This window comes from Microbacterium proteolyticum, assembly GCF_029639405.1.
Taxonomy (GTDB): Bacteria; Actinomycetota; Actinomycetes; order Actinomycetales; family Microbacteriaceae; genus Microbacterium.
The window spans coordinates 2960341-2984375 of record NZ_CP121274.1 but is presented as its reverse complement, the minus strand read 5'-3'; the positions used below and the strand labels follow the sequence as shown (position 1 = coordinate 2984375).

The 24035-nt window shown below is 70.4% G+C and carries 22 protein-coding genes and 1 tRNA gene; 11 read left to right on the top strand and 12 right to left on the bottom strand.

The annotated features are described in order from the left end of the window. The first annotated feature begins 300 nt into the window (after nt 1-300). The 3 genes from P8R59_RS14945 to P8R59_RS14935 all read left to right on the top strand — a co-directional run bounded on the left by P8R59_RS14945 (nt 301) and on the right by P8R59_RS14935 (nt 1569). A tRNA-Ile gene (locus P8R59_RS14945) sits at nt 301-374 on the top strand. Nucleotides 375-479: 105 nt separating this feature from the next. Next, entirely contained in the window at nt 480-668 is a 189-nt protein-coding gene (locus P8R59_RS14940) for a zf-TFIIB domain-containing protein (protein ID WP_278101705.1), read from the top strand. A gap of 34 nt (nt 669-702) precedes the next feature. Beyond that, nucleotides 703-1569: a zinc-ribbon domain-containing protein gene (locus P8R59_RS14935; protein ID WP_278101704.1), complete on the top strand. Its 867-nt coding sequence runs from the start codon at nt 703-705 to the stop codon at nt 1567-1569. 99 nt (nt 1570-1668) lie between these two features. Here P8R59_RS14935 and P8R59_RS14930 read toward each other — a convergent pair whose 3' ends face one another. After that, on the bottom strand, nt 1669-2676 hold the full coding sequence (locus P8R59_RS14930) for a CNNM domain-containing protein (protein ID WP_077051508.1): 1008 nt from the start codon (nt 2674-2676) through the stop codon (nt 1669-1671). Further along, on the bottom strand, nt 2673-4076 hold the full coding sequence (locus tag P8R59_RS14925) for a hemolysin family protein (RefSeq protein WP_278101703.1): 1404 nt from the start codon (nt 4074-4076) through the stop codon (nt 2673-2675). The genes P8R59_RS14930 and P8R59_RS14925 overlap by 4 nt, the downstream gene beginning before the upstream one ends. Nucleotides 4077-4342: 266 nt before the next feature. Here P8R59_RS14925 and P8R59_RS14920 point away from each other — a divergent pair, with 266 nt between their 5' ends. Next, the gene (locus P8R59_RS14920) at nt 4343-4669 is read left to right on the top strand and encodes an ATP-dependent DNA ligase (protein ID WP_278101702.1); all 327 of its coding nucleotides are present in this window, start codon (nt 4343-4345) and stop codon (nt 4667-4669) included. On the opposite strand, the gene P8R59_RS14915 is transcribed toward P8R59_RS14920, so the two are convergent. Together P8R59_RS14915 and P8R59_RS14910 are read right to left on the bottom strand one after the other, a co-directional pair. After that, the gene (locus tag P8R59_RS14915) at nt 4639-6096 is read right to left on the bottom strand and encodes a sensor histidine kinase (RefSeq protein WP_278101701.1); all 1458 of its coding nucleotides are present in this window, start codon (nt 6094-6096) and stop codon (nt 4639-4641) included. The genes P8R59_RS14920 and P8R59_RS14915 overlap by 31 nt on opposite strands. Next, nucleotides 6093-6767, bottom strand: coding sequence for a response regulator transcription factor (locus tag P8R59_RS14910; RefSeq protein ID WP_278101700.1), 675 nt, complete (start codon nt 6765-6767; stop codon nt 6093-6095). Before P8R59_RS14910 ends, P8R59_RS14915 begins: the two co-directional genes overlap by 4 nt. Nucleotides 6768-6914: 147 nt before the next feature. Here P8R59_RS14910 and P8R59_RS14905 point away from each other — a divergent pair, with 147 nt between their 5' ends. The 3 genes from P8R59_RS14905 (at nt 6915) to P8R59_RS14895 (ending at nt 9059) form a co-directional block, all read left to right on the top strand. Next, entirely contained in the window at nt 6915-7445 is a 531-nt protein-coding gene (locus tag P8R59_RS14905; RefSeq protein ID WP_278101699.1) for a hypothetical protein, read from the top strand. A 70-nt stretch (nt 7446-7515) separates the two neighbouring features. Further along, on the top strand, nt 7516-8439 hold the full coding sequence (locus tag P8R59_RS14900) for a hypothetical protein (RefSeq protein WP_278101698.1): 924 nt from the start codon (nt 7516-7518) through the stop codon (nt 8437-8439). Nucleotides 8440-8555: 116 nt separating this feature from the next. Beyond that, nucleotides 8556-9059: a DUF3145 domain-containing protein gene (locus P8R59_RS14895; RefSeq protein WP_278101697.1), complete on the top strand. Its 504-nt coding sequence runs from the start codon at nt 8556-8558 to the stop codon at nt 9057-9059. A gap of 144 nt (nt 9060-9203) precedes the next feature. Here the strand turns inward: P8R59_RS14895 and P8R59_RS14890 are convergent, their stop codons facing one another. The 6 genes from P8R59_RS14890 to aceE all read right to left on the bottom strand — a co-directional run bounded on the left by P8R59_RS14890 (nt 9204) and on the right by aceE (nt 16837). Next, complete coding sequence (locus P8R59_RS14890) at nt 9204-10442, bottom strand: beta-ketoacyl-[acyl-carrier-protein] synthase family protein (RefSeq protein ID WP_278101696.1); 1239 nt, start codon at nt 10440-10442, stop codon at nt 9204-9206. 65 nt (nt 10443-10507) lie between these two features. Beyond that, nucleotides 10508-10756 carry an acyl carrier protein gene (locus P8R59_RS14885; protein ID WP_022880558.1) on the bottom strand — a complete coding sequence of 83 codons (249 nt, stop codon included), beginning with the start codon at nt 10754-10756 and terminating at the stop codon, nt 10508-10510. Nucleotides 10757-10830: 74 nt separating this feature from the next. Further along, complete coding sequence (locus tag P8R59_RS14880; RefSeq protein WP_278101695.1) at nt 10831-11835, bottom strand: beta-ketoacyl-ACP synthase III; 1005 nt, start codon at nt 11833-11835, stop codon at nt 10831-10833. Continuing rightward, on the bottom strand, nt 11832-12752 hold the full coding sequence (locus tag P8R59_RS14875) for an ACP S-malonyltransferase (protein WP_278101694.1): 921 nt from the start codon (nt 12750-12752) through the stop codon (nt 11832-11834). Before P8R59_RS14875 ends, P8R59_RS14880 begins: the two co-directional genes overlap by 4 nt. Before the next feature lie 82 nt (nt 12753-12834). Continuing rightward, nucleotides 12835-14013 (bottom strand): PucR family transcriptional regulator, encoded by a 1179-nt coding sequence (locus P8R59_RS14870; protein ID WP_278103839.1) that lies wholly within the window; start codon nt 14011-14013, stop codon nt 12835-12837. A 97-nt stretch (nt 14014-14110) separates the two neighbouring features. Further along, nucleotides 14111-16837 carry a pyruvate dehydrogenase (acetyl-transferring), homodimeric type gene (gene aceE / locus P8R59_RS14865; protein ID WP_077051497.1) on the bottom strand — a complete coding sequence of 909 codons (2727 nt, stop codon included), beginning with the start codon at nt 16835-16837 and terminating at the stop codon, nt 14111-14113. 355 nt (nt 16838-17192) lie between these two features. Between aceE and P8R59_RS14860 the strand changes: the two genes are divergently transcribed. The 4 genes from P8R59_RS14860 (at nt 17193) to P8R59_RS14845 (ending at nt 23172) form a co-directional block, all read left to right on the top strand. Further along, a complete protein-coding gene (locus P8R59_RS14860) occupies nt 17193-19208 on the top strand; it encodes a hypothetical protein (protein WP_278101693.1) in 2016 nt (671 codons plus the stop codon). Next, on the top strand, nt 19193-20275 hold the full coding sequence (locus P8R59_RS14855) for an acyltransferase family protein (RefSeq protein ID WP_278101692.1): 1083 nt from the start codon (nt 19193-19195) through the stop codon (nt 20273-20275). Before P8R59_RS14860 ends, P8R59_RS14855 begins: the two co-directional genes overlap by 16 nt. A gap of 4 nt (nt 20276-20279) precedes the next feature. Continuing rightward, nucleotides 20280-20975: a DUF1345 domain-containing protein gene (locus tag P8R59_RS14850; protein WP_077051495.1), complete on the top strand. Its 696-nt coding sequence runs from the start codon at nt 20280-20282 to the stop codon at nt 20973-20975. A 121-nt stretch (nt 20976-21096) separates the two neighbouring features. Then, nucleotides 21097-23172 (top strand): acyltransferase family protein, encoded by a 2076-nt coding sequence (locus P8R59_RS14845; protein ID WP_278101691.1) that lies wholly within the window; start codon nt 21097-21099, stop codon nt 23170-23172. Nucleotides 23173-23488: 316 nt separating this feature from the next. Here P8R59_RS14845 and P8R59_RS14840 read toward each other — a convergent pair whose 3' ends face one another. Further along, the gene (locus P8R59_RS14840; protein ID WP_278101690.1) at nt 23489-23761 is read right to left on the bottom strand and encodes a hypothetical protein; all 273 of its coding nucleotides are present in this window, start codon (nt 23759-23761) and stop codon (nt 23489-23491) included. Between the two features lie 44 nt (nt 23762-23805). Next, nucleotides 23806-23985 carry a hypothetical protein gene (locus P8R59_RS14835; protein ID WP_278101689.1) on the bottom strand — a complete coding sequence of 60 codons (180 nt, stop codon included), beginning with the start codon at nt 23983-23985 and terminating at the stop codon, nt 23806-23808. Nucleotides 23986-24035: the final 50 nt, after the last annotated feature.

Sequence of the window (24035 nt, the reverse complement as noted above, 5' to 3'; positions counted from 1 at the left end):
ACACGACCGGGTCGACCCGAACGTGTGCGCTCGACCCGAGCGTGGGCTTTCGCCGGGTACGGGGCGCCAGATCACGTGATGTGGCCGAACGCACACCATCCGGTCGAGCGCATACGACCGGGTCGGCCCGCACGTGTGCGCTCGACCCGAACGTGGGCTTTCGCCGGGCACGGGGCGCCAGATCACGTGACCTGGCCGAATGCACCCGCCATGACGTGCCACCGCGCGTACGGTCGGCCAGATCACGTGATCCGGCGGCTTCGGCCGGGCACACGGATGCCGGTAGGCTCGGACGCACACGGGGCGGTGGCCAAGCTGGTCAAGGCAGCGGGCTCATAACCCGACGATCGTGGGTTCAAGTCCCACCCGCCCTACTCACGCCCCGCCCACGGACGGATGCGGGAACACCGCGACAGCGCGGAACGTTCTCCCCGTCGTCTTCCGCACCCGACGGAGACGCCGACCCGAGCGGACCGACCATGACCTTCCTCTTCCCGTACGACGACGACCAGGATGCCGCGCAGCCCATCTGCCCGTCGTGCGGCATCACGATGCACCCGCTCCTGGACGAGGGCGTGGATGCCGACGAGTGCCGCGACTGCGGCTTCCGGCTCGCCTGGTCGCGCTCCGACGAGTCGGCGGGCGACGACGACCGCTGGGACGACTGAGGCCGGTGTCGGAGGCCTCCCTTACGGTCTTCCCGTGGCGGAGAGAGTCGAATCGTGGTGGGCCCGGCGGCAGTGGTCGAAGGGCGTCGACGTCCCGTACGCGATCGGCGCGTACCGCGAAGCGTGGGCGGCCTTCCCGGCGCTGATCCGGCAGTACCACCCCGACCTCAACGGCGGGATCGCCCTGAGCCAGGTCCCGCCCGCCGCCGACGTGCTGCTGCTCTGGCAGTGCGACTCCGGCCACCGGTTCGCCGCCACGCCCACGGAGCAACGGCTCCGCCCCGGTCGCGAGCGGCGCCGCAGCGCCTGGTGTCCGGAGTGCAGCGAACTGGCGTCCCCGACCCGCGTCCCCGCGCTCCCGATGCGCGAGTCCGTCGACGCGCCGCCGGTGTCCGCGACAGGGGTTCTGCGCCCCCGGAGGCCCAAGAAGTCGCCGCCGCTGTGCGACAAGACGCCCGACCTGCCGCCCGGCGCAGCGTTCGTCTCGTCGTGCGCGCCGCGTCCGGCATCCGCGGTGGAGGACCGCCTGCGCGCCGATCTGTTCGCGCGGCTCGCCCTCGTCGAAGGGCTCAACGCCGTCCGCGTCACCCGGCCGTTCTTCCAGCACCGGGAGATCTGGCCCGATCTCGTGCTGAGCGAACTCCGCATCGCGGTCGAGTACGACTCGATCGGGCGGCACGGCCTCGAGCACGTCGGTCGACGCGAGCAGGCCGACCGGCGGAAGGATCGCGCGCTGCGCGCCGTCGGGTGGGAGGTCGTGCGCGTGCGCACCGGCAAGCTCGAGCCGCTCGGACCCCACGACCTGCAGCTCGCCACCTGGAATCGCGCGGCGCTCGACCGGCTGATCGAGGCGTTCCGCGGCATCCGGGGTCCGCTGCTCGTGGACGCGTACTCGCGATGAACCGGGGCGCGATTCGTGCACCGGGGCAGGCGATGTCCGCCCCGGTGCACGAAGGGCGCCCCGAACCCGCGACGGCTCCGTCGAGCGGTGACGCGGGGCTCAGGCCGCGCCCACCCCCGGCAGGATCTGCTTCAGCAGGTCGTCGAGCGTGACGACGCCGAGCAGCCGCTCACCGTCGACGATCGTCGCCAGCTGCACGCGTCCGCGGCGCATGCGCGCGAGCGCGTCGTACGCCGAGGCGTCCGGCGCGAGCACGAGCGGCTCGCGCGCGATGGCGGAAGCCGGAGTCGAGGGTGCCACGGCGAGCGTGTCGCGCACGTGCGCGACCCGGGCCGACGCACCGGAACCCACCAGGATGCGCAGGTGGGTGGATGCCGCAGCCGCGGCCTGCACGTCTGCCGCGGTCGCGTCGGCCGGCACCGCCGTGGGCGTGCGATCGGTGCGGACGATATCGCCGACCGTGAGCGTGCCCAGCTCGATCGCCTGCGCGATCGGTGCGGAGTACTGCTCGTCCAGCGTGCCCGCGCGTCGCGAATGCGCGACGAGTTCGCGGATCGTGTCGGCGTCCTGGCCGCCCGCCGCCGCCTTGTCGACCGGCTCTACGCCGGACGCGCGCACCAGGCGGTTGGCGATGCGGTTGATCCACAGCAGGAACGGCCGTAGTGGCCAGGTCATCGCACGAGCGAGGATGCCGGTCGCCTTCGCCGCGGTCTCGGGGTGCGCGATCGCCCACGACTTCGGGGCCATCTCGCCGATGACGAGGTGGAGGAACGTGACGACGATCAGCGCCAGCATGAACGCGATGATGTCGGCGAGGACGTAGGGGAGACCCCACTGCTCGAACACCGGCGCCAGGGCGTAGTCGATCGCGGGCTTCGTGATGGCGCCGAGCAGGAACGTGCAGGCGGTGATGCCGAGCTGTGCGAACGCGAGCATCACGGTGAGCTCGTTGACTCCGCGCAGGGCGGCGCGCGCCGAGGCGCTCGTCGCCGCCTCTTCCTCCAGGCGGTGGCGACGCGCGGCGAGCAGCGCGAACTCGACGATCACGAAGAACGCGCTGGCGACGATGAGCGCCGCGGTGATCAGGGTGACGACCCACCAGCTCATCGGGCCACCTCCTCATCGGTCGACTCCGCCGGAACGGCGGCATCGGCATCCCGGTCCACTTCCCGCAGGCGCACGACGAGCTGCGACGGGACGTGACGGTCGACCTCGGTGACCTCGATGTCGAGCCAGCGGTCCAGGTTCAGCCCCTGGACCACTTCACCCGCGCGCTCGGGCAGGTCGACGCGGACGATGGTGCCCGCGGTGGGCAGATCGCCGTGCGCCTCGATCACGAGTCCCGCGGCCGTCTCGACGTCGCCCTCGGCGAGGTCGTGCCCGATCAGGCGTTCCAGTTCATCGAGGTGCAGGTCGCCCGGAACCGTCCACGCGTCGGCGCCGACCGAGGCGACCTCGTCGATCTCGACATCGTGCTCGTCGGAGAGCTCGCCGATGACCTCCTCGGTGAGGTCCTCGATCGTGAGGATGCCGTCGAAGTTCCCGTACTCGTCGACCACGCACGCGAGCTCGTTGCGGCTGCGACGCATGCGATCCAGGGCGACGGGGAGGAGCATCGACGTCGGGAGCACGACCGCCGGTCGCATGACCGACGACACCGGGTCCGCGGCATCCGGCTGCTCGCGGAGAAGGTCGATGAGTTCGATGACGCCGACGGGGGAGTCCTCGTCGCCGATCACGGGGTATCGGGTGTGGCCGGTCGCCATGAGCGTCCGGACGTCGCCCACCGTCGTGTCCGGACGCACCGAGTCGACCTGCGAGCGCGGGATCATGGCGTGCTCGACGTCGCGCTGGGGGAAGTCGAGGATGCGGTCGATGATCATCGACAGGTCGTCCGGCAGGTCGCCGCTCGCGCGGGACTCCTCGACGATCGCCTCGAGGTCGCGCGCGGTCGCGCTCTCGTCGACGTCCTCGAGCGGCTCGATGCGCACCAGGCGCAGGAGGGCGTTCGCGGCGAGGTCGAAGACGGTGATCAGCCAGCCGAAGGCGAGCAGGTAGATGCGGGTGGGGACCGCCAGTGCCCGGGCCAGAGGCTCGGGGTTCGCGATCGCGAGGTTCTTCGGGTACAACTCGCCGAAGATCATGGTGACGACCGTGGCGAGGAGCAGCGCTCCGACCGTTCCGATGGCGACCGAGACGCCGGGGTCGATCCCGACGCCTCCGAGAAGCGTTCCGATCGAGGCGCCGATGAGCGGCTCCGCCACGTAGCCGATCAGCAGCCCGGTGACCGTGATGCCCAGCTGGGCGCCGGACAGCATGAATGACGTGCGCTGCGTGATCGCGAGGACCCGCTTCGCCTGCACGTCGCCCTTCTCGGCGCGCGCGGCCAGCCGCGATCGGTCCACCGACATGTAGGCGAACTCCTGGGCCACGAAGAAACCGCAGGCCGCGATGATCGCGAGCGTCACGATCACACCCAGAAGCAGTGTCAGAACCGCCGTCAGCATCGAATCTCACCCCCTCGCGTCACGAGAGGGCTCGAAGATCGGCCCTCCTGGTCGGGGGAGGTGCGGGGATGGCTCACGGGGGATTCGCTCTCGTGGGTCGTCGATTCGGTGACCAGAAAGATATCGTCGCTCGCTTTGAAATCGCTGTGGTGCCCCGGGATGCCACGGGGGGTGGCAGAATAGTGAGCCCCGCATTGCCTCGCTTCCCGGCGTGGTCCCGCCCTTGCTCTACCGGTACGCTTCGGCGCGCCAGAAAAGGACCAGCCGTGGGACGCCTCATCTACCGCGACCGTGCGACGTTCGACATCGACGACCGTCTGCTCGCGCATCTGCGCATCGTGATCATGAACAAGCTCCGCCGGAACGAGGGCTTCATGCTCCAGGTTCCGGTGAACGAGGGCGTGCGCCAGGCGAGTCTGTGGATCCACGCCTCGAACGCCCTGGTGCTGCAGTTCTACGGCGGGCGCGAACCGGCGATCGACCGTGAGCTCGTCGACCAGATGATGCACGACGCGAGCGGCGCCGACGGCCTCACCCTCACGGGATCGGGGATCGCGGCGCCTCAGGCCGCGCCGGCGCGCCCCGCGCGCTGAGCCGGACGGGTCGCCGGAAGGGGAAGCCGGAGCGCGAACGACGCTCCGGCTTCCGCGGGGAGGCAGAGCACGTCGCCGCAGTGCGCGCGGGCGATCCCGCGGGCGATCGGCAGCCCGAGTCCGACGCCGCCGGCGGTCGTGCGGGCCTCGTCCAGTCGGACGAGGCGGTCGAAGATCCGCTCGCGATCCGCGACGACGATGCCCGGCCCGTCGTCCTGCACGTGCACCTCGACGTCGTCGCCCTCGTATCGGATGCCGAGCTCCACGCGGCCGCGGCCGTCGGTGACGCGGGCGGCGTTCTCCACGAGATTCGACAGCACCTGCGCGATGCGGTCACGGTCGATCGCGACCGGGACCGCAGCATCCGGCAACTCCGTTCGCACCGTCATCGCCGGGTGAACGAGGCGGGCCCGGTCGGCCTCGGCCGCCACGACCTCGCGGAGGTCGGTCATCGCCACGGACAGCTCGAGACCGCGGTCCACCCGCGCCATGAGGAGCAGGTCATCGACGAGCCGTGACGCGCGCGTCGCCTCCCGGACCACGTGTCCGGCCAGCATCTCTCGCTCGGGACCGTCGAGATCGGCGCGGACGAGGGTGTCGGCGGCCGCGCGGATGCCGGCCACCGGCGTCCGCAGTTCGTGCGCGGCATCCGAGAGGAAGGCGCGGAGCCTCTCCTCCGCAGCGCGTGCGGCGACCTCGGCACCCACGACATCGTCCAGCATGTCGTCGAGCGCGCTCGCGACGCGACCGATCTCGGTCTCGGGGTGCGTGGGGCGCAACCGGCGGTCGCGCTCGCCTCCGCCGATGGCGCGCGCGACCTCGGAGACGTCGTCCAACGGTCGCAGCGTGGCCCGCACGACGAGGATCACCGCGCCCGCGGCGAGCACCAGCACGACGACCGACGCGATCGCCATGATCCAGCGGACCTGGGCGAGGGTCTCGCCGATCCCGGCCGCCGAGGCGGTCAGCGTCAGGGTCGACCCGTCGCTGAGCGTCGAGCGCAGCGTGACGAGGTCCGCATCGCCGGTGAGGTCCGAGGCCGTGACGGTCACCGCCCCGGGCGACGGTGTCGGGGGAGCCTCCCCACCGCGCGGACCGCCGCCGGCCGGTCCCGCCGGCGCACTGCGCAGTTGGTCGGGGCTCGGCCCCGCGACGACGGAGTCGCCCTCGGCGCCGTCGATGCGCACCGCGAGGCCCTGGGCGGACAGGCGGTCGGCGAGGTCGGTGGCATCCACGATCCCGACGAGCGACGCGGTCGCGGCGGCGCGGTCGCGCAGCCGGTCCTCGATCTGACCCCGCAGCCGCGCCCCGAGCGCGATGTCGACGATCACCGCGAGGACCACGAGCAGCAACGCGACCACGGCCAGGACCGACACGATCGTCCGGCGGCGGAGGGATCCCGACCGCAGGGGCCGCGGCGCGCTCATGAGCGCTCGCTCAGGCGGTACCCGAGTCCGCGGACCGTGTGGACCAGGCGCGGGCCCTGCGTCTCCATCTTGCGGCGGAGCGCACTCACGTGCACCTCGACGAGATTGACGTCGTAATCGTCGTACCCCCACACCTGGGTGAGGATCTGCGCCTTCGAGAGCGTCCGGCCGCGGCTCTCGACGAGGAGGCGCAGCAGGCGGAACTCCGTCGCGGTGAGATCGAGCAGCGTGCCCGCCCGGTGCGCCGTGGCGGCGTCGGCATCCACGACGAGATCCCCCACCGACACCGTCTGGGGCAGCCGCCCGCGCCGCCGCAGGACGGCGCCCGTGCGGGCCACGAGCTCGGCCATCGTGAACGGTTTGACCACGTAGTCGTCCGCGCCCTCGGCGAAGCCGCGCAGGCGATCGTCGACCTCGTCGCGCGCCGTCAGCATGATCACCGCGGTGTCGGCCGCGGCGCGCACGACGGGGAGCAGTCGGATGCCGCTGGGCCCGGGCATCATCCAGTCGAGCACCACGAGGTCGGGGCGGAACTTCTCCAGCCGCTCGGTCAGGTCGGTGCCGTCGGGCGCCCCCTCGGCAACGAATCCGTCGGCGCGCAACGCGAGGACGACGGCGAGGCGGATGGTCTCGTCGTCGTCGAAGACGAGCACGCGGGCGGGGGCGGACATCCGGCCGACGATACGGGCGGACACTGGACGGCCCTTATGCGAGCGCTAGGTGTTCGCCCGCATTCCGGCCGCTTCAGGTCGGCTTCAGTTCCGGTTCGAAGGCTGGTCATCGACGCCGACGAGATGCGCCGGCCGGAGAGGAACACCATGTCGGACGACGACTACCCCACCCAGCCGCTTCCGCGCTACGACGAGCCGGCGCCCGCCCCGCAGCGTCGGGGATGGGTCCGCCCCGCGGTGATCGCCGCCGCGGTGGTCGCCGCGGTCGGGCTCACCGGAGGAACGGCGGCGCTCGCTGCCCAGTCGAGCACGCCCACGACGGTGGCAGCGACGAGCAACGCCCCGAGCGCCGACGGCGGCGCGGGTGCACCGACCGGCGCACCCACGGGAGCCCCCACGACCTCGCCCATCCCGCCGGCCGACGGCACGGCACCCACCCCGCCGGCCGACGGCACGGCACCGGCCGCGCCGGAGGGCGGGCCGCAGCAGGGCGAGTGCGGCCCGGGCGGTGGCCCCGGTCTTCCCGGCGGTCCCGGAGCGGACGGACACACCCCGCCCGCACCTCCCACCGACGGCACGGCGCCCACCCCTCCCGCCGACGGCACCGCCCCCACTCCGCCCGCGGCCGGTGACGCGCCGACGCCCGGAGCTACGCCTCCGGCGGTGAAGGGCAGCTGACCGCGCGATTCCGCCGCGCCGCGCGGGCCGCGTCCAGCACGCGGTCAGCGCGGTGCGGCACGATCGGAGCATGGCGAAGCAGGGGACGGGAGCGCGCCGACGCCCGACCCCGGCACGGTCCAAGCGCCCCGCCGCCCGCCGCCCCCGGCGCACCGCCGCGCGTGTGCGCGAACTGCGACGGCGACGCCTGATCTTCGGTCTCCTCGCCACCGTCGTCGTCGGCCTGATCGTGGCCGCCGCGATCCCGCTCGTGCACCTCGTCTCCGCCTGGAACGCCGAGACCCGTAAGGCCTCCATCGACATCACCGGCTTCGACCCCGGATTCCTGATCGACGACGCCGACTTCTACGACGGCAACGCGATGGATGCCGACGAGATCCAGCGGTTCCTCGACGACGAGGTCGGCGATTGCGCGAACGACTCCTGCCTCACCGTCCTGCGCGCCGACCTCCCCTCGCGCGACGCGATCGTGTCGGAGGACACCGGTGAGACGGTCTGCGAGGCCTACGACGGCGGCGAGCTCACCGCGGCGCAGATCATCGACCGCATCCAGCGGGCCTGCGGCATCTCGGCCAAGGTGCTGCTGGTCACCCTGCAGAAGGAGCAGAGCCTCGTGTCCGGCCGGATCGCGCGCGCCCCGTCGGCCGAGGCCCTCGGCGCCGCGATGGGTGCGCGCTGCCCCGACGATGCCGCGTGCGACCCTGGGCAGGCCGGCTTCGCCGCGCAGGTGGCGCAGGGGGCGACCGACCTCAAGGCGTACCGTGCGTCGGACTTCATGCGGCAACCCGGCACCCACTACATCGCGTATTCGCCCGACCCCGCGTGCGGCGGTACCGACATCGAGATCCGCAACCACGCCACCGCGGCGCTGTACAACTACACGCCGTATCAGCCGAACCCGGCGGCGATCGCCGCGCGATGGGACAGGGGCGACGCCTGCTCCACCTACGGCAACCGCAACTTCGCGCTGTACTGGAAGCTCTGGTTCGGCTGAGGAATCACAGTGTTGTGATTTCGTTATCAACGGGCGATAATGACCGAGACAATCGAACAGCCGCCACCGCTCTCGCGCAGGTCGTAGGGGAAGACGTACCTGACGAAGGAGAGACCATGGCGACCACGTCTTCGCGCGGAGTGATCCTCATCCACTCGGCGCCGCGCGCGTTGTGCCCCCACCTCGAGTGGGCGGTGGGACGCGCCCTCGGCCGTGCGGTCAACTTCGATTGGGCCGACCAGCCGGTGCTCGCCGGCAGCCGTCGCGCCGAGTTCTACTGGGAGGGTCCGGTCGGCACCGGAGCGGCCCTCGCGAGCGCGATCCGCGGCTGGGAGCACCTGCGCTTCGAGGTGAGCGAGGATCCGACGCCCCGCAGCGACGGTGGCCGGTGGATGCACACGCCGGGGCTCGGCATCCACTACGCCCAGACCGATGCGGCCGGGAACGTCGTCATCGGCGAGGACCGCGTGCGCTACGCCCTGGAGGTCGCCGCCGGCGACGCCTTCGAGCTGCAGCGCGAACTCGACGTCGCCCTGGGCTCCGCCTGGGACGACGAGCTCGAGCCCTTCCGCCACGCCGGCGACGACCAGCACATCGTCTGGTTGCACAAGGTCGGCTGAGAGATGTCGGGTGGGGGAGGCGCCACTACCGGAGGCCGGTGACCATTCCCGGCACCGGGACCGCGTATCCCCGGCCCGATGGAACACCGAACGCCCCCGTCATCCCCGTAGCAGTCGGGGGATGCCGGGGGCGTTCGGCCGTGATCAGACGGAGGCGATCGCGACGACGGCGTTGTGACCGCCGAAGCCGAAGGAGTTGCTGATGGCCAGCTGGTCGCCCGCACCGAGCTCGACCGGCGAACCCGAGATCGCGAACGGCACCTCGGGGTCCTGCTCGGTGAGGTTGATGGTCGGCGGTGCGACGCGGTTCTTCAGCGCGAGCACCGTGAAGATGGCTTCGAGAGCGCCGGTGCCGCCGAGGAGGTGACCCGTGGATGCCTTCGTCGCCGACACCGGGATCTCGTCGACTCGGGCGCCGAACACCGCGCGCAGCGCCTGGTACTCGTTCGGGTCGCCGACGGGGGTCGAGGTGGCGTGGGCGTTGATGTGCGTCACGTCGTCGGGCGACGCACCCGCCATCTCCAGCGCCATACGCACGGCGCGGGCCGCGCCGCGGCCCTCGGGGTCGTTCGCGGTGATGTGGTACGAGTCGGCGGTGACGCCGCCGCCCACGATCGTGGCGTAGATCTTGGCGCCGCGGGCCTTCGCGTGCTCCTCGGTCTCGAGGATGAGCACGCCGGCGCCCTCGCCCATGACGAAGCCGTCACGGTCGATGCTGCCGGGGCGCGACGCGGTCTCGGGGGAGTCGTTGCGCTTGGACAGCGCCTGCATGGAGGCGAACGACGCGATGGTGATCGGGTGGATCGCCGATTCGGTGCCGCCCGCGATCACGACGTCGGCCAGGCCGTCGCGGATGTGCTGCACCGCGTTGACGATCGACTCGGTGCTCGACGCGCACGCCGAAGCCACGGTGCGCGCGAACGCACGGGCGTGGAAGTGGAGCGACAGGTTGCCGGCTGCGGCGTTGGGCATGAGCATCGGCACCGTCATCGGCATGACGCGCCGGGGGCCCTTCTCACGCAGGGTGTCCCAGGCATCCAGGAGCGTCCACACGCCGCCGATGCCGGTGGCGAAGTCGACGCCGAGCCGCTCGGGATCGATGTCCGGGGCGCCCGCGTCCTCCCACGCTTCCTTCGCCGCGACCATCGCGAGCTGCGACGAGGGGTCGAGGCGCTTGGCGACGGGACGCTCGAGGACGGTCTCGGGCCGCACGAGGGCCTCGGCGGCGAACGTGACGGGCAGCTGGTACTGCTCGACCCATTCGTGTTCGAGGGTGCGCGCGCCGGAGGCACCGGACAGCAGCGCGTTCCAGCTCTCGGGCGCCGTCCCGCCGATGGGCGAGGTGGCACCGATACCGGTGACGACGATGCGGGGTGTGCTCATGGTGGGATCCTTGGTGCGGCCGGAAAGGTCGTGACCGGTGGGGGCCGGAGCCCCCACCGGGAGGGTCAGGACTGGTTCGACGTGATGAACGTGACGGCGTCGCCGACGGTCTTGAGGTTCTTGACCTCGTCGTCGGGGATGGTGACGCCGAACTTCTCCTCGGCGTTGACGACGATCGTCATCATCGAGATCGAGTCGATGTCGAGGTCATCCGTGAAGGACTTCTCCAGCGCGACCTCGTCGGCCGAGATGCCGGTCTCGTCGGTGATGAGCTCGGCCAGGCCGGCGAGAACCTCGTCGTTGGTGAATGCCATGATTTCTCCTGTTGTTGGGGGCGGCCCGGGGAGTCGTCCGGGCCCCGATCAGTCTAGAGTTCGACGACGCTGCGTCAGGGGAGGACGACGACCTGCGCGCCGAAGACCAGACCGGCACCGAAGCCGATCTGCAGTGCGAGGCCGCCGCTGAGCTCGGGGTGCTCCTCGAGCAGTCGATGGGTGGCCAGCGGGATCGAGGCGGCCGAGGTGTTCCCGGTGGTCTCGATGTCGCGGCCGATCACGACGGTCTCCGGCAGACCCAGCTGCTTGGCGAACTCGTCGATGATGCGCATGTTCGCCTGGTGCGGCACGAAGGCGGCCAGGTCGGAGGGCTGGATGCCGGCAGCCTCGATGGCCTGTCGGGCCACCTTCACCATCTCCCAGACGGCCCACCGGAAGACCGTGGGACCTTCCTGGCGGAGGGTCGGCCAGGGAGCAGCGCCGTCGCGGAAGTCGGTCAGCGTGGCGTTCATGCCCACCGCGTCGGCCTTGGATCCGTCGGATCCCCAGATGGTGGGGCCGATGCCGGGGGTGTCGCTCGGCCCGATCACGACGGCACCGGCGCCGTCCCCGAGCAGGAACGAGATGCTGCGGTCCGTCGGGTCGACGATGTCGCTCAGCTTCTCGGCGCCGACGACGACGACGTGCTTCGCGAGCCCGCCGCGGATGAGCGCATCCGCCTGGCCGACGCCGTACGCGAAGCCCGCGCACGCGGCGTTGACGTCGTACGCGGCGGCCGGGTTCGCGCCGATACGGTCGGCGACGATCGCCGAGGCCGAGGGCGTCTGCTTCGGGTTGCTGATCGTCGCGACGATCACCGCGTCGATCTCGGCCGGGTCGACGCCGGAGCGCTCGACGGCCTCGCGGGCGGCTTCGGAGGCCAGGTCGATGGCATCCGTCTCCTTGTTCGCGCGGACGCGCGTGACGATGCCGGTGCGCTGGCGAATCCACTCGTCGCTCGAGTCGATCGGCCCGACGAGGTCGTCGTTCGGGATGAAGTTCTCCCCGCGGGCGGCGCCGTAGGAGTAGATGCGGGTGTGGGCCGGGCCCTGGAGCTGACGGAGGACGGGGGTGCTCATGCCTGCTCTCCCTTCAGGAGTGCGACGGCCGCGTCGAGGTCGTCCGGGGTCTTCACTGCGACGGTCGGCGTGCCGCGCAGTGCGCGCTTCGCCAGGCCCGTGAGGGCACCGGCGGGCGCGAGTTCGATGATGCCGGTCACGCCGTGCTCGGCGAAGGAGGCCATGTTCCGGTCCCAGCGCACGGGCGACGAGACCTGCGAGACGACCAGGTCGACGGCGCGACGGCCGTCGTCGACGACGGAGCCGTCGGAGTTGGTCCACAGGGTCGTTTCGGGGGTGGATGCCGCCACGTCGGCCGCGGCGGCGCGCAGCGTTTCGACGGCGGGCTGCATGAATCGGGTGTGGAAGGCACCGGCCACCTGCAGCGGGATGACGCGCGACCCGCGGGGCGCCTCGGCCGCCAGTTCGGCGAGAGCCGCGAGCTCACCCGCCGCGACGATCTGTCCGCCGCCGTTGTAGTTGGCGGGCGTGAGGCCGAGCGCGTCGAGGCGGTCGAGCACCGTCTGCTCGTCGCCGCCAACGACGGCGCTCATTCCGGTCTGCACCGTCGCGGCCGCTTCGGCCATCGCGCGACCGCGGATGCCGACGAGGCGCAGGGCGTCGGCCTCGGACAGGACCCCGGATGCCGCCAGTGCGGCGAACTCGCCCACCGAGTGACCCGCCACGCCGTCGGCAGCCGTGGCCGCGCGGTCACGCAGCACACTCCACGACAGCAGGCTCGCGGCCACGATCAGCGGCTGCGCGACGCTGGTGTCGCGGATCCGGTCGGCATCCCATTCGGTGCCCGCGGCGAGGAGGTCGACGCCGGCGTGCTCGGAGGCTTCGGCCAGACGCTCACGCGTCCCGTCGATCTCGAGCCACGGTGAGAGGAACCCGGGGGTCTGGGACCCCTGCCCGGGGAAGACGGCGATGATCACCGTCCCATCCTGTCAAGGATCCGGCGACGCGTTCTGGAGATATCGGCACAAGAAATCGGCGTGTCTTTGTGCGCGCCGTGCATCAGCGGGACGTCGCGGAGCGCCGGTTCGCCGATCCTCGGCGTCGCGTGGCCTCGGTACCCATGGATCCGAGGATCAGCGCGGTCTGCAGGATCAGCGCTTCGCGGGGGCCCGTGGCATCCCACCCGATCACCTCGGACACGCGCTTCAAGCGGTACCGCACGGTGTTGGGGTGCACGTACAGCTCGCGGGCGGTGGCCTCGAGCGAGCGTCCGTTGTCGAGGTAGCTCCACAGCGTCGCGACGAGGTCGGCGCTGTGGGCGTGGAGCGGGCGGTACACGCGATCGACCAGGGTCTGCTTGGCCACCGCGTCTCCGGCCAGGGCCCGCTCGGGCAGAAGGTCATCGGCCTCGACCGGTCGCGGGGCGTGCCGCCACGCGCGCGCGACCGCGAATCCGGCCAGGGCCGCGCGGGCGCTCTGCCCGGCGTCGACGAGGGCGGCGACCGCCGGGCCGAGGACGAGGTGCCCCGAACCGAAGCTCGGCTCGAGTCGCTTCGCGATCTCGGTGAACGGCAGCTCGGTCGTGTCGTCGCGACCGCGGACGGGGAGATCCGCGCGACCCACGACCAGGACGAGACGGGAACCCTGCACGCCGATGAGCACGTCGACCCCGAGCTTGCGGGAGGTGCGACGGACGTGGTCGACGTCGAGCTGCGGGGGAGTCGTCCCGACCAGCACCGCGACCTCGCCGTGGCCGTGCCAGCCGAGCGCGGCGATGCGGCTGGGGAGTTCGTCGTCGGCTTCGCCCGTCAGGATCGAGTCCACGACGAGGGCTTCGAGCCGCGCGTCCCAAAGGCCTCGGGCCTCGGCGGCGCGCGCGTAGACGTCGGCGGCCGCGAACGCGACCTCGCGCGAGTACGACAGCATCGCCTCGCGGACCCGTTCGCTGCGGCCCGCGACGCGCTCCTCCATGACCTCGACGGTGACGCGGACGAGCTGCAGCGTCTGGGTCAAGCTCACGCTCCGCAGCAGCTCACGGGGAGCAGCCGCGAAGATGTCGGCGGCGATCGCGGGCGTGGAGGCCGGCTCCTCGAACCACTGCAGGAACGAGGTGATGCCCGCCTGCGCCACCAGCCCGACCGCGGAACGGCGGGCCGGTGGCATCTCGGCGTACCAGGGCAGCGTCTCTTCGAGACGCTGGATCGTCGCGGTCGCGAGATCGCCCGAGATCCGACGCAGCCACGCGAGGGTCTCGGCCTTCTCTTCGGCGGCCCGGGAGAGGGCGGTCTGCCCGCTCCCTCCCGAGCCGTCGACGGCCGCGCGATCGGTCACGCGATCAGGCCTCGCCGCCGGCGTTTCCGCTCGTGCCGGCGTTCACGTCGTGCAGGCGGTACTTCTCGATCGCCTGCGCGATCACCGAACGGTCCACCTTGCCCTCGTCCGCGAGTCCCTGCAGGGCGCGCACGGCGAGCGACGGGCCGTCGATCTTGAAGAAGCGACGCGCCGCGGCGCGGGTGTCGGAGAACCCGAACCCGTCGGCGCCGAGCGTGAGGTAGCGCTGCGGAACCCACTGGCGGATCTGGTCCTGGACGGCGTGCATCCAGTCGCTGACCGCGACCACCGGGCCCTCGGCATCCCGGAGCTTCTCGGTGAGGTAAGCGGTGCGGGGCTCCTCATCGGGGTGCAGGAAGTTGTGCTCGTCGGCGGCGAGACCGTCACGGCGCAGCTCGCTCCACGAGGTCACGGACCACACGTCGGCGACGACGCCCCAGTCGTCCTTCAGCAGGCGCTGGGCTTCGTACGCCCACGGCACACCGACGCCCGAGGCGAGCAGCTGGGTGCGGGGGCCCTCGCCCTCGCCCACCGAGACACGGTGGATGCCGCGGACGATACCGTCCACGTCGACGCCCTCGGGCTCGGCCGGCTGCACGTACGGCTCGTTGTACACCGTGATGTAGTACATGACGTTCGGGTCGGAGTGCTCGCCGCCGTACATCCGCTCGATGCCGGAGCGGACGATGTGCGAGATCTCGTATCCGTACGCGGGGTCGTACGACACCGTCGCCGGGTTGGTGGATGCCAGCAGCTGCGAGTGCCCGTCGGCGTGCTGGAGGCCCTCACCGGTCAGGGTGGTGCGACCGGCGGTCGCACCGATGATGAAGCCGCGCGCCATCTGGTCGCCCGCCGCCCACTGGGCGTCGCCCGTGCGCTGGAAGCCGAACATCGAGTAGAAGACGTAGACCGGGATCAGCGGCTGGCCGTGGGTGGCGTACGCCGTGCCCGCCGCGGTGAACGCCGCGAGGGCGCCCGCCTCGTTGATGCCGACGTGGATGATCTGCCCCTGCGGGCTCTCCTTGTACGCCAGCAGCAGCTCGCGGTCGACCGACGTGTAGTGCTGACCCTTGGGGTTGTAGATCTTCGCCGTCGGGAAGTACGCGTCCATGCCGAACGTGCGCGCCTCGTCGGGGATGATCGGCACGATGCGGTGGCCGAAGTCCTTCACCCGCAGCAGGTCCTTGAGCAGGCGCACGAACGCCATCGTGGTGGCGATCTCCTGCGTGCCCGAGCCCTTCTTGGGCAGGGCGTAGGCCTGGTCGCCGGGGAGTTCCAGACCCACGTGAGTCGTGCGCCGCTCGGGCAGGAAGCCACCGAGCGAACGACGACGCTCGAGCATGTACTTGATCGTCTCGTCCTGCTCGCCGGGGTTGTAGTACGGCGGCTGGTACGGGTTCTCGTCGAGCTGCGCGTCGGTGACGGGGATGTCCATCGCGTCGCGGAACGACTTGAGGTCGTCGAGCGTCAGCTTCTTCATCTGGTGCGTGGCGTTGCGACCCTCGAAGTGGGGGCCGAGGCCGTAGCCCTTGATGGTCTTGGCGAGGATGACGGTCGGCTGGCCCTTGTGCTCCTTGGCCGCCTTGAACGCCGCGAAGACCTTGCGGTAGTCGTGGCCACCGCGCTTCAGGCCCCAGACCTGCTCGTCCGTGTAGTCCTTCACGAGCTCGAGAGCCCGCGGGTCGCGACCGAAGAAGTGCTCGCGGACGTACGCGCCGTTCTCGGCCTTGTACGTCTGGTAGTCGCCATCGGGCGTGGAGTTCATCAGGTTCAGCAGCGCGCCCTCGGTGTCGCGGGCGAGCAGGTCGTCCCACTCACGACCCCAGACGACCTTGATGACGTTCCAGCCGGCGCCCCGGAAGAAGCTCTCGAGCTCCTGGATGATCTTCCCGTTGCCGCGCACCGGGCCGTCGAGTCGCTGCAGGTTGCAGTTGACGATGAAGGTCAGGTTGTCGAGGCCCTCGTTCGCGGCGACCTGGAGCTGACCGCGGCTCTCGACCTCGTCCATCTCGCCGTCGCCGAGGTACGCCCAGACGTGCGAGTCGGAGACGTCCTTGATGCCGCGGTTGCTGAGGTACTTGTTCGACATCGCCTGGTAGATGGCGTTGATCGGGCCGAGACCCATCGACACCGTCGGGAACTGCCAGAACTCCGGCATCAGACGGGGGTGGGGGTAGGAGGGGATGCCGTTGGGGGCAGCCGACTTCTCCTGGCGGAACCCGTCGAGCTGCGCCTCGGTGAGACGCCCCTCGAGGAAGGCGCGCGCGTACGCGCCGGGGGAGGCGTGGCCCTGGATGAAGATCTGGTCGCCGCCGGACGGGTCGTCGAGGCCGCGGAAGAAGTGGTTGAAGCCGACCTCGTACAGGGCAGCCGACGAGGCGTACGTCGAGATGTGGCCGCCCACGCCGATGCCGGGACGCTGCGCGCGGTGCACCGTGACCGCCGCGTTCCAGCGGATCCACTTGCGGTAGCGACGCTCGAGCTCTTCGTCACCGGGGAACTCCGGCTCGTTCTTCTGCGCGATCGTATTGATGTAGTCGGTGGTCGGAACCATCGGCACGTTGAGGTGCAGTTCCTTCGAGCCCTTGAGCAGGCTCAGCATGATCTCGCGCGCTCGACCGGGGCCCTTGGCCTGGACGAGCTGCCGCAGGGATTCCTGCCACTCGCCGGTCTCTTCCGGGTCGCTGTCCTGCGGCCCCTGCGAATACGGATCCTGATCGTGAACAGTCACGGAAGACCTTTCGTCGTCTGGCAGGTCATGCCAGAGAATCGCCATACGTGTGCGGCAACCCTTGTCTGCTCCGCACAATTCACCGTCGTCCAGCCTAGTCAGTTCGTGCCCCGCCGGATGCCCACGCGCGGCGGCGCCTCGCCAGGCCCCGAGGGATGCCTCGGCGTCGAACCATCGGACCGATACGGCGACCGGGTGAAGGTGCGGGCCAAATCCGCGAGACGCCCCGCCGCGGCCCGGGCGGAAGCGCATGCGAACATGCCCTTGATCCCGCGCATCCGCCCCGTTCACCAGTGTCCGCACGGAGGCGGAGGCGGGACGAATGCCCCCCGACGCGCCTCCTAGCGTGACGCTCGTGAGCCGCCCCTCCCTCTCCCTCGACCGCCGCCTCTTCCTCGCCACAGCCGGATCCGGAGCCGCCCTCGCCGCCGCGAGCGTCGTCGCCGCCCCGCCCTCCGAGTCCGCGCACGCCGATACTCCGACCGGTCCCGTCGACGTCATCACGGTCGAGGGCGCCATCCCCGGCATCCCGTACCGCACCCGCACCGCGATCCTGGACGTCGCCGAATACTCGCGGCGAGCGCAGGTCAACAGCGACGCCTTCACGAACGCCTGGAAGCGCGCTCTCCAGCGCCTCGCGGAGGTGCCGGCGCCGGTGGACTCGCCCGCGTCGGGGAACAGCGTGAACTGGCGCCCGAACTCCGGTGTCGTCCTGCGGGTGCCGCCGGGGTTCTACGCCATTGATCAGTGGTCGATGGCGACCCGACCCGCCGATCTCGGACTGCCGGGATCGGAACCCGACGGACAGCAGTACGGCGAATGGTCGGTGCGGATCACGGTGGAAGCGGACGGCGTCGTGCTGGTGGCGAAGGACCACCCCGGCTCCGTCGCGGGCAGCCCCGTGGTGTACCTCGGCAATCCGGATTCGCCCGGCGGCAGCAAAGACCTCCTCAAGCGGGTTGTCATCCGCGGCCTCACCGTGCAGAGCGACGGACACTCGCTCCAGGCCGACTACGTCGCCGATCGCGTCGGCATCCTGGTCCACCAGAGCCAGGAGGTGCGGCTCGAGCGGGTGTCGGTGTTCGGACTCGCGCGCGAAGGGATCCGCTTCGAGGGGGTGATGGACTCCACGATCGACGCGGCCGTCATCGGTTGGTGCGGACGCCCGTCGCGGCTGCCGTCCCCACCCGACCCGCTTCCCTACGGTCTGTCTATCGTCAGCACCCGCAACGCGGGCGGCGAGATCATCGAGAACTCCAATGCCCTGCGGGTGGTCGACACCCACGTCGAGTTCTGCGAACAGGAGCTGTTCCTGGACCGCGGCACCCGCCACGTGGACTTCCTCGGGTGCAAGTTCGAGCACGGATGGGGGACGACATCCGAACACTCCCCGGTGTCGATCGGCTTCCCTCCCAATCCCAGCTCCACCCTCGACCGCGTGCTCGAGATCGGATTCACCTCGTGCATGTTCGTCCAGAACACCTACGCCCACGCCGGAAGCCACCCCAGCCACATCGTGGTCGGCGAGGTGTCGTACGTGGGCGGACGGGCGTCGGCGGCGAAGACGGCGGTCTCGTTCCTCGGATGCCATTTCTCGGTGCCGGACGGCATCGGCGAGCGCTGGTTCACGGGGGGTGACACGACGTTCGTGGGGTGCGATTTCGGCGGCTGCGGGAACGCGGACGGCGAACCAGCCTGCTTCGACCTCGGCAACGACGTGACCTTGGACGACTGCCGGTTCTCCGCCGTGGCCGAACTGCACGACGGCGTCACCGGCTCGCTGCAGCACGGGAACGCCGGCACCGCCGTACCTGGATCGAGGGCCGACCTCTTCCGCTTCCGCGGCGGCGCCTCGCGGGTGTTGAACCCCGTCATCTACTTCCCGCCGCCGGTGGAGGGTGTGCACACCTCGCCGGGATCCGTGGCGACTCTCGCGCGCGACGTCGGCGACGCGAACCGCCTGGCGGGGTGGCATCCGGCCTGGTACGGCCTCCCCAGCGACGGGAGCGGCCGGCCCGGGCCGATCGCCGCGGTCCGCTACGAAGACCCCGACCGCACGCAGCTGGGGACGTCGCTCACCTGGCAGGCTCTGACCGGGACCTCGACCCCGATCCTCGAACCCGACGACGACGGCCGGGTGTCGGTGTGCGGCAGGGAACAGGTGCGCCTGCAGGGCGGCCGCACGTACACGGGCTTCACCGATGCCCATGCCGGGCAGGTGATCCGCGTGATCGCGGACGGAGAGCCGATCACGTTCGCCGGAGGACTCCTCGTCCTGAAGGGCACGCAGACCCTCCGGGCGGGGACCGCCGACATGACGTCGTTCGTCTTCTACACGTTCGGTTCGGGATCCGCGTGGTTCCAGATCTGATCCTCCGGGACCGATCGCGCAGGGCTCCGGCGACCATCGGCGGGCGACTCGATCCCGGGTCGAACAGTCTGAACGCGCTGCGGTTGGGGCTCGCGCTGCTCGTGCTCATCGCCCACGCGTGGGAGTTGGGCGGGTACGGTCTGCAGACCAAGCCCCTGGGGCCCTGGGCCGTCGCCGGATTCTTCTGCATCTCCGGCTACCTCATCGCGCTCAGCAGAGCCCGCGGTCGAGGCGTGAGGGAGTTCTTCGCGCGAAGAGCGGTCCGGATATATCCGGCCTTCCTCGTCGTCCTCGTGGTCGTCGCCTTCGCCTTCGCCCCCGTGGCCTCCACCTTCCTGGGCGGCGGCCCCTGGTCGCCCGGCGCCGGGGCTCTCTACGTACTGCGTAACGCGGGACTCTGGATCGCGCAGCCCACCATCCCGGGCATGCTCACCGACATCCCGTATCCCGGGGTCTGGAACGGCTCCCTCTGGACTCTCGCGTTCGAGTTCGCGTGCTACGTGGTGACCGGGCTCCTCGGATGCCTCGCCGTCCGGTGGGGAGCACGGATCACGGTCGCGCTCTGGGCGGGGGCGATGACGGCATCCGTCCTCTCCGTTCTGGGGCTCCTCCCGGTCCCGGGAACGCTGGCGACCTTCGCAACCCTGCTCGCCTTCTACCTCTCCGGCACGCTCCTCTTCCTCGGACGGGATTGGGTCCCGCTTCGGCCGGGCCTCATCGTGCCCGCCGCGGCCGTCGTTGCGGCCGTGGCGATCTCGGGCGCGCCGACGGCGCTCGCCGGGCCCGCGATGGCCTACCTCGTGATCGCGCTGGGGATCGTGCTCCCGTTCCGCCGCATCGGGGCCCGGAACGACATCTCGTACGGGATCTACATCTACGCCTTCCCCGTGCAGCAGATGCTCGCCCTCGTCCTCGCCGAGCGCGGGGTCCCGGTCGTGGTGCCCCTCGTGCTCGCCATCGTCGTCACCGTGCCCCTGGCGTGGGCGAGCTGGCTGTTCGTCGAGCGACCCGCGATGCGGGCGCACCGTCGATGGTCGTCACGTCGCCGAAGGGCAGGTCTAGCCTGAGCGCGTGACGTCGAGCGAGTACGCGGGGTTCCGCACGCGGCCGGAGCACCGCTGGCCGGTGCTGATCTGCCTGGCTCTGGGCACGGTGCTGTACGCCGTGCTCCCGAGCGACGTGTCCGGCGAACTCCGCTACGTCGTCGTGGGCGCGAGCCTGCTGTGCACGATCGCGATGCTCATCGCGCACCCCACGCGCTTCGACCGGGATTCGCGCATCGGGCGTGCCTTCGCGCTCGGGTTCGTGTCGATCCTGCTCGCGGCGAATCAGGTCGCGTTCGTCCTGCTCGTCCATCAACTGCTCACGGGCCAGGGGAGCGGCGCGGTCACCCTGCTCGGCGCCGCGCAGGTGTGGGCCATCAATGTCATCGGCTACGGCGCGGTCTACTGGGAGATGGATCGCGGCGGCCCGGTCGCCCGCCGCCGCGACCCGCGCGACCAACTGCAGCCGGCCGACTTCCAGTTCCCGCAGGACTCCGACGGGGATGCCGTGAGCGAAGTGAAGCGCCGCTCCTCGAACACCGCCGACTGGGCGCCCGGCTACATCGACTACCTGTACTTCTCGGCATCCAACGCGATGGCGTTCAGCCCCACCGACGTGATGCCCCTCAGCATCCGCGCAAAGCTGTTCATGATGGTGCAGGCGATCACCGGGTTCGTGCTGCTGGCACTGGTGATCGCGCGCAGCGTGAACATCCTGAACTGAGGGTCGGGGCCGCCTGGTTCGAGGTGTGCCCCTCTCGCGGTCGTGACAGCCTGCACATCACCCGCCCTTCTCCGTCGGCGACCCGTACAGCGGAAGCATGTCTACATGCGATGTTCTGCGCGTGTCGACCTCATCGCCCCCGCGCACCGATCAGCCGTCTTTCGTTCCCCACATCCAAGGCCTGCGGGCGATAGCTGTGCTGGGCGTCGTCGCCTTCCACCTCTGGCCGTCCGCGCTGCCGGGCGGCTTCGTGGGCGTCGACGTGTTCTTCGTCATCTCCGGTTTCCTCATCACCGGACATCTCCGACGCGAGCTCCTCGCCACCGGCACGGTTCGCCTGGCGGCGTTCTGGGCGCGGCGCGTGCGTCGGTTGCTGCCCGCAGCGCTGCTGGTGCTCGGCTTCTGCGCCGTGGTGATCTCCAGCCCGTCGCTCGCGTTGCTGTCGGCGCTCCCCGCTCGGGTGAAAGAGATCGTGGCCGCGACCTCGTACGTGGCGAACTGGCAACTCGTCGCGACGTCCGCCAACTACTTCGGAGACTCGAACAGTCCGACGTTCGCTCGCCACTATTGGTCGCTGTCGACCGAAGAACAGTTCTACGTCGTCTGGCCTCTCGCGCTCCTGGCCGGCGTGGCGTTCGCTCGCCGTCTCCACGGCCGGAGTCCTGCCGGGATGCTCGGTGCGGTACTGCTGATCTCGCTCACGAGCTTCGGGGCGAGCGTGTGGTTCACCGAGGTCAATCCCGCAGCGGCCTACTTCGCCACCTTCACCCGCGTCTGGGAATTCGGGGCCGGGGCGATGCTGGCGCTCGTTCCCCGGCTGCGTGCGCGAGGTTCGTCCAGCCGAATGATCTGCGGCTGGCTCGGCCTCGCGGGGTTGGCCGTGTCGTTCACGATGATGAGTGACGCCGTCCATTTCCCGGGATACGCCGCGCTCCTGCCCGTCGCATCGACTGCCCTCATCCTCGCCGTCACCACGGGCGGGTCATGGTGGTTCCCGACTCGATTGATCTCACTGCAGCCGTTCGCTTTCGTCGGGCAGATCTCCTACAGCCTGTACCTCTGGCACTGGCCGCTGATCCTGCTGGTTCCCGCGCTGCCGTGGTGGTCCGGGGATATCGCTCAGACAACGGCGCTGCTCCTCGTGACCGTCATTCTGTCCTGGCTGACTCAGCGGTTCGTCGAAGATCCGCTTCGCTCATGGCCCTGGCTCGTTCGCGCCCGCCCCCGTCGAACGTTGGCCGTCGGCGGCTTGGCGATGGCGGCCGTCGTGGTCCTCACGATCGGACTCGCCGCGACGAATCTTCCGCACTACCTCAGCGCCCGGTCCGCGCTCGCGAATCTCCGCGCCGATCCGACGATGTGCTCCACGCCATCGAACGAATCCGTGGATGCCTGCAGCGCCCTCTCCTCGGACGGGTTCGCGCCCGCAGCGAGCATCGCGGGCATGGATGCACCGGATTCACCGGAGTGCCTCGCGCAGTTCGACGACGCTGAACCGCGCACGTGCACCTTCGGTTCGGACGACCCCGCGGCGCCCGTCGTGCTCTTGATCGGAGACAGCCACGCATTCCAGTACATCGACGTCCTCGCCGACATCGCGGACCGCGAAGGGTGGCGACTGACAACGGCGCTCAAGGGCGGTTGCCCGTGGAGCACGGCGAAGCTGGGCCCCGAGGTTCCGTTCGCACGCGTGTGCGATCAGTGGCGCGAGAATCTGTCGAGTTGGTTGCTCACCCACACACCAGCGGTGATCGTCACCTCGGCCTATTCGGGCACGCAGTATTCCGTCGCGGGTTATCCGTCCCGAACGGACGCGGCCGTTGCGGGATTCGCGGGCGCTTGGGACAGTCCGTCGGTTGCCGCGATTCCGATCGTCGCGGTGGTCGACAACCCCGCTTTCCCCACCAATCCGAACCTCTGCCTGCTGAACCGCACCGTGAGCAACTGTGTCGTATCGCGAGAAAATGCGGTCCCTGCGCCCGATCCGTTGACGCGCGCGGCGGAGGCGCGGCCGTCTGTTCACGTCCTCGACAACACGGATGTCTTCTGCGATGACGCGGTCTGCAGTCCGGTGGTCGACAACCGGAATGCGTACCGCGACCCCAATCACCTGACCGCGAGCTTCGCCGCGTCGCTGGGCTCGCGCCTGACCCTCGCCATCCAGCGCGCGCTTCCCACCCGTGCGAAAGACCGATGACGATCGCCTCCCGCCATCGCCCACCCCACGCGACGCGCAGCAGGGAGATCGTGAACTAGGGGTCAGCTCGGGCGCTGAGGGTCGGTCGCGCCTCGCCGCATGAGGAGAACGAGGCGCAGTTCCCACGCGGCCGTCAGCCCGGACGACAGCAGGAGAAATCCGGCGAAAAACCAGCGAATCGGGGCTGCGGAGAGGATATCCGCGCTGAGGAGTGCAAGGACGACGAAACCGACGAACAACAGCGAGAACACGACCAGCGCGACCCCGTGCTGTCGGAAGGTGCGCCCGTAGAGCTTCGCGCCCCGATGAGGTGCCGTCACGAGTCGGTGCCCGACGTCTGGTCGCCCGCACCGACCCCATGCTCCGCCTCGAACTCGCGGAGTGCGCGGCGATATCGTCGCACCTCGACGATGCCCGTCACGATCCCGCCGGCCCAGATGACCAGAGGGGGAATCGAGAACGGATTCGTCGTGCCGCTCAGGACGAGTGCGCCCCCCAGGACGAACATTCCCGCACTGACGCAGACGATCCACAGTGCTCGCACGCGGATGCGTTCGATCGCCAGCCGCTGTTGGATCAGGGATGCCATGGCACCACCCTGTCAGCTGTGCGCCCGAGCGCAAGCCGTTGCGATCAGCGCTCCGGCTCGTCACGTGGCCGGCAGAACAGCACCAGACCGACCACCGAAGCCACGATCGCGCCGACCGCGTGCCGCGGGAAGGATCCCGCCAACAGTTCCGAAATGGCGAACACCGTCGACGTCACGAGCACGAGCGTCATGACGAGGATGCCGGCCCAGCGTCGTCCACTCATGCAGCGAGGCTATCGGGGGGCAGGGCGATCGAGGGGAACGTTCGGAGTCA